The following is a 6,017-nucleotide window of genomic DNA, read 5'->3' as shown; positions in this document are numbered from 1 at the left end:
GTCCAAGATCTACGACGTTGTTCGCGTTGTCGTGCTGACGGGAATTGTCGGGTACCTGGCCTGGCAGATCTTCTCGGGCCGGGCGGCGGTAGAATCGGTCGCCCTGCGATGGGACGGGCTGAGTTTGGCAGGGGCGCTGGTTTCAGGCTTGGCCGCGTACCAGTGCCTGTTCCTGGGATGGCTGATCCTGCTCCGGCGGGCGGGATACTTTGAGGTGCGCCAACTAGGTTTGTACGCCCGGATCTGGTGGGTCTCCTATCTATACCGGTACGTTCCCGGAAAAGTGCTCCTGCTCGTGGAACGGGCACGGATGGGTTCCGCCGTAGGCATACCGCCCGTCGCAGGCGCCGCGCTGGCGATCATCGAGACATTATTTGCAATACTAGCAGGCAGCGCGGTGTCGCTGATGGCGGTCTCGTATTATGCGGGGATCTACGATCATCTCTTTTTCGGCGTCGTATTTCTGTCGGTCGGCACAGTCTTCCTATTCCCCTCTGGATACCGCCTGTTTTGTAGTCTTCCGATCATCAAAACAAGATATCCGGAGTTGCAGTCCGTTGCCCTTCGTTCTCAAGACGTGCTCATCGGAGTGTTGCCGTATATTCTCCACTACCTGCTGTTGGGCACATCGTTCTTCCTGGTGTCGCGCAGCCTACAGCTGTTCTCTTGGTCCGCTTTGCCCGGCTTGTGCGGGATATACGCCCTGTCGCACGTCATAAGCCTTGTGGCGCTGATAGCGCCCGGCGGGTTGGGGGTGCGCGAAGGCACCCTTGCCGTGCAGCTTAGCCTGTTGGTGCCGCCAGGGGTTGCCGAAGCCTTGGCGATCGGAGTACGGGTATGGTTCACTTTGATCGAGTTGATTTGTTATGTCAGCGTCGTTTGGTTTTGTCCAACATTGCCCAACATCACTCGGGCGGAGACAACCTGATCATTTCCCGAAACAATAGGTTCGTGATGTCCTAAACGAAACCACAAAGGTCAGGTCGGCCCAGCTCAGTTGCGCATCGTCGCAACGCCCAGGTCCCGATTTTTCTCGCCCTCCAGATGGGATCGTTTCAGGTAGTACAAAATATTTTCCTGGTTCATGCGAATTCGTACCAGCATGTCGCCAATTAAGCCTGTGATAAAGGTCGAGAAGCCGAGAAAGCAGAACGAACCGCCGACGAAACCGGCCCAAATATGAGGAGAGAAGGCGCCCGTTTCGATATAGTGCAGGCCGAGGAACACGAGGAGTCCGAGCCCGATGGCTAGGAAAACACAGGCGATCGAGAAAAACAGCCTGAAAGGCCGGTATGATATGAAGGCCCGCAGCATGATCTTCAGCGACCTCACTGCGTAGCGTGGAATGCTGGATGCCACGCGGGAGGTTCCGAATTCACGGGTACCTCGAACCTTTACCGGGATTTCGAGAATCGTTAGATCCTTGAAGATAAGGTCGAGAAAGGATTCCTGCGTGTAGGTGAAGCTGCCGAACAGATTCATGCGGAGTAACGTTTCCCTGGAGAACGCTCGAAAGCCGCAAGATACGTCACGGAACCGCTTACCTGATAGCAGCCACACAATGTACGCCACTCCTCGATTCCCCCAAAGCTTTACTACGGGCATTTTAGGGATTAGATCACGCTCCAGGAACCTTGACGCCGTGACCATGTGGGCCTGATTTCTGACAACAGGTTCGACCAGCAAGGGAATATCGGCAGGGTCAAACTGACCGTCGCCATCGATATGGACCAGGATATCGGCACCTTTAGAAAGTGCGATCTCGACGGCATCACGAAAGGTCGCACCAAGACCCTGGTTGGTCTGATGGCTAACAACCTCGGCTCCAGACTCCCGAGCCCGATGGGCCGTTGCGTCGGTTGAGCCATCGTCAAAGACAAGAACCTCGACCTTCCCGATACCCTCAATATCCCGCGGTATGTTGGCAACAACCCCGCCCACCGTATTTTCTTCATTCAGGCAAGGTACGACCACGAGCAGGAACGGGCCTAGCCCATTACCGTTATTAACGCCCACGGTAGTTGGTTACCATAAATCGTTGTCTCTCATGGCTAGGCAAGGAACACACATCCCCTAAAATTCCTCACAAAACTTGATTTATACCATTTCAGTGTTGTCCGGGCACGATGTTAAACCGCGATTATTGATTGAATGAATTGACAAGCCTGAACAAACGCCACCGGTTACTTGTGGCCGGAGAGTTCGAATCGTGCAGCCCGCAGGTCCGCTCACGCACTTCCCTGTGCTCCGCGTCAGTTGCCCGGCGGCCCGTCCAAACGTTGCTCCAGCATCCTCGCGATTCGCCTGATCGAGTACTCGTATTGACTAATATCCGCAAGTTCGAGCCCGTGAATTTCTGTCAGCAGTTTCTCGACATCATCATACTGCCGCATACGAAGCGCCAGCTCGGCCGATTCGACGTAAAATAACGATTGCCTGGGCATCGCCGATATCGCTTCGATATAAACCGCCAACGCTGTTTCGAATTGGCCTCGCGATATATAGGATCTTCCAACGCCTAAATATACTGCCTGCGCCATATCTTTTCGCTGGATTCTGGTTTTCTTTTCCAATTCATATGCGCGCGTTAGCATGGCTCGTGCCTCATCAGGCCGGCTACTACGAATCAGTGTGTGGGCAGCCAGGTAGAGCAGCAGCGCATCATTTCCCGACAATTGATGGGCTGCAAGCAATACCTCAACAGCGGCATCAATTTCATTGATCGATTCAAGTAACCGCGCTTTGGTACGCATTACCGATTGCTTGTCGACAATTGAACGAGTGCGCGAAGCCAACAGATGATCGAGCAAAGTGACTAGCGATATGTTCGATGCGCTGCAGCGTCCGCCAATTATCTCTCGCACAAGCGATTGGGCACTGGAAGTTGTGTGAGCGTCGACGATGCCATCTCGCAGCTGTGCGACTCTCGACATAGCATCTTCTTCGACCTTTTGATACTGAAGACAATCGAGAAAAAGGCTGTGCACTTCGGGTCCCAGGCCGGGTCCAACCTTTGCCAGCAATTGGCGCGCTCTTGCGAAATCTTCCGCTGCCGCATAAAAATTGGAGATCGTCAGGTTAAGTCTCCCCGACTCCGGGTGGGCGTTGTACATATATTCGTACATACTCGCAGGTGAGGACCATGTGAGCGACCGCTGCCAGGTTAGAAACGAGAGGCCGCTCAGGCCGATTGCGACAGCGACGACTAACCCTTTCCGATTTTTTATCGCGAGCGGAATAATCGAGAGTACTGCAATCAGGATGCCAAATGATCCAAGATAGTTTCGATGCTCAAACATTAGCTCAAGAGCAAAAAAAGAAGACTCGATCATATGCGTCGCAAAGAAGAACAGAATACCGAAAGCATAGAGCGGTAATCTTTTCCTTAAAACAAACGCACTAACAATGAGAGCAAGCAATAGCAACGCGGATAGTAGCGTGGTGATAGGGTCGAACAGCCCAGTGGATGCAGCAACATCGTCGTGAAAGAATCCCATCTTGCCTTGAACTGGCAGCAGTATCTGAGATAGATAGATAACGACTACTCGAAATTGAGTAAGCACCCGTTCAGAGAGTGTAAAATCGCGTATCGCATAATTTTCCAATACGATGCTAGAGAAGTTCGCGAGGACATAGGCGGCAACCGATAAATATCCTGCCAGCAACACACCATGAAGTATCCTTATTTGTCGTTGTAGGGAGGCTCTGCCCCGGAATTGAAAAACGCATAACTCGATCAACGAGCAATAGACGGGGAACAGCAAGGCATTTTCTTTGCTCAACACGGCCAGCGGATAGAACAATCCAAATCCCAGACCGATGAATAGCCAACCCAGGCCTCCCGATTCTTCTTGTACAAGTCGGCCTTTGACGTAGAAGACGAGTCCGGCCAGAACGAATATGTTCGACAATTCGGTCATGCGCTGAACGGTGTACAAGACAGTGCTGACGTGAAGAGGATGTAGTAGCCAGAATGCAGCGACGATGACGCCGAGCATCCAAGAATTGGCGCTAATGCTCTTTGGTGCCGCCTGTACCAGCAATGCCGTGAGCCAGAAAACAAATAGCCCATTAATCAGATGGAACATGACGTTGTTATATTTCCACCACCATATATCCGGCCCGTGGGTGACGGCGTCGCCAATAAAGGTCGCCATCGCGACAGGTCGCCCAAATGGACCGCTGGTGCTGAATATATAATTGCCAAATAGCGTCGCCGGGTTGTTCGCGCTCTGCGCGATCAAGCCATCTAGCTGCGGCAAGTCGTCCAGCAGCAGCGGGCCGGGCAAACCGGGCAAGTAGACCGCCAGTGTCAGGATCAGAGCTACGGCGAGGAACGCCAGCGTAAGAATAGTGGACCGATCGAGCTTTTGGTTTCTCGCCGCACGTATTGGGTGTGACATAGGGTTGGCGTGATCTCTGGCTCTACTCATATATCTTAGTCCATTAGGGCGCGGAGCCTTCGACACGGCAGCAAATAATAGATTGGCTGAACTATCCGAGTTCGCAAGCGGTGTCACGGACGCTCACGTTATTACACAGATTGTTCCGCGGACGACCAGATTAGTGTAAGAGTGCTACCTATGTCTCCGGTATGAACCTATTTCATATTTCCTCACACTTGACAACCACCAGGTTTTGTCAGTGAGTCCTCAGAGGGTCCGAAAACACCGTTTTGGCGGACTTTTAGCGCAAATTGCTACCCACAGTGCTATCCAAAGCAAAAAGAGCTACGCCAAAAATGACATAACTCTTTGATTTATATGGCGCGCCCGGAGAGATTCGAACTCCCGACCGCTCGGTTCGTAGGCACAAACACCAAAAGCGGTTTTCTTATTAATCAGCTAGTTAGATGGCCCGCCCTCATTCAATTTGCCGCCAAGCGACGCCGAGAATCGTGGAGCGTCGCCAGAACGCTACGTTTTTTGTCGATCACCGCTGGGTATTGAAGAGCGACCGCCATCCACCCGCAAAAGGCCGGCATCACATACCTTCTTTCATTGTTTTGAACCAAGTCACACTTTTGGCCAAAACCAGTTTCACAACTGCCATGCCGATCACATCAATAATGCCGCTAAGTCTCTAATATTTAGAAAGTAATTGTATTTCACGAGGAATGTGCCCGGTTGGAAATCGGCGACACTGAGGTGCCGACACTTTGATTATCAGCTAAGCGCAGCAACCAGAGATACGGAGCAAAGAACATGCATATTCAAAGACTATTGGTGTTGGTTTTGTTAGGACTGAGCCTTTCAGCCGTGGCCGGCTTTACGACAATTACGGAAGCGTATGAGGTCGCTGTCAGTGACCTGAGACTACCACTTAACGAAAGGGGGACGTTGACTTTTAGGCAATGCGTTGACTGTGAAGCGCAGACGGTTCGGGTAACGCACGGTACGCGCTTTGTCATCAACGGTCACAGCGTCAAGCTGAAAGACTTCAGGAAGAGCCTATCTCGGGTCAGCAATCGTGCGGATGAAAGCGTAATTGTTTTACACCACCTTGAGTCGAACACCGTTACTTCTGTTTCCGTAAATTTTTAATTTAATTGGAGGAAATGGAAGATCAACGGAATAATCATGAAGATCTCAATGCGAAAAGCTACATGGATGAGCGTTGGTTTAATGCTGACACTCGTGTCCGGAACACCGGCCGTTGCGGACGATACCGAACTCTTGTTGGTGACCCCTGGCAGCAACGCCAAACAGTTCAATGCCAATATTTTGCTGATGGTCGACTCATCCGGAAGTATGAGAACAGAGGAATCCACCATCACACCGTACAAAAGCACGGTGAGCTACGGCGGCAGCTGCGACTCAGACTATTTGTACTGGACACGCGTTGGCATTGTGCCTGACTGCACTGACAGCAATAAGCGACTCATTGAGAAGTCCTCATTTGTGTGCAAAAAAGCGCGGCGCCAACTTGACGCTATCGGCCTTTATCAGGGCGTGATGGCTCAGTACCGGGAAGATAATAGTGATTCTACGCGATGGCAGACGCTCGAAGCAGATAAC

5 protein-coding genes are annotated in these 6,017 nt (G+C 51.9%); 3 read left to right on the top strand and 2 right to left on the bottom strand.

The window, feature by feature from the left end:
* Positions 1–928, top strand: a 928-nt coding sequence (locus tag O6944_04970; protein MCZ6718488.1) for a hypothetical protein, incomplete at its 5' end; no start/stop codon positions are given.
* A 65-nt stretch (positions 929–993) separates the two neighbouring features.
* On the opposite strand, the gene O6944_04965 is transcribed toward O6944_04970, so the two are convergent.
* Together O6944_04965 and O6944_04960 are read right to left on the bottom strand one after the other, a co-directional pair.
* The gene (locus O6944_04965) at positions 994–2,016 is read right to left on the bottom strand and encodes a glycosyltransferase family 2 protein (GenBank protein ID MCZ6718487.1); all 1,023 of its coding nucleotides are present in this window, start codon (positions 2,014–2,016) and stop codon (positions 994–996) included.
* Positions 2,017–2,252: 236 nt separating this feature from the next.
* Complete coding sequence (locus O6944_04960) at positions 2,253–4,403, bottom strand: tetratricopeptide repeat protein (protein MCZ6718486.1); 2,151 nt, start codon at positions 4,401–4,403, stop codon at positions 2,253–2,255.
* 801 nt (positions 4,404–5,204) lie between these two features.
* Between O6944_04960 and O6944_04955 the strand changes: the two genes are divergently transcribed.
* Both O6944_04955 and O6944_04950 read left to right on the top strand, forming a co-directional pair.
* Positions 5,205–5,543: a hypothetical protein gene (locus O6944_04955; protein ID MCZ6718485.1), complete on the top strand. Its 339-nt coding sequence runs from the start codon at positions 5,205–5,207 to the stop codon at positions 5,541–5,543.
* 36 nt (positions 5,544–5,579) lie between these two features.
* Positions 5,580–6,017: hypothetical protein (locus O6944_04950; protein ID MCZ6718484.1), on the top strand; the 438-nt coding region annotated here is incomplete at its 3' end.

It is taken from the genome of Gammaproteobacteria bacterium (assembly GCA_027296625.1).
Taxonomy (GTDB): Bacteria; Pseudomonadota; Gammaproteobacteria; order JAKEHO01; family JAKEHO01; genus JAKEHO01.
The sequence above is the reverse complement of the archived record's forward strand: the minus strand, read 5'-3'. Positions and strand labels throughout refer to the sequence as shown.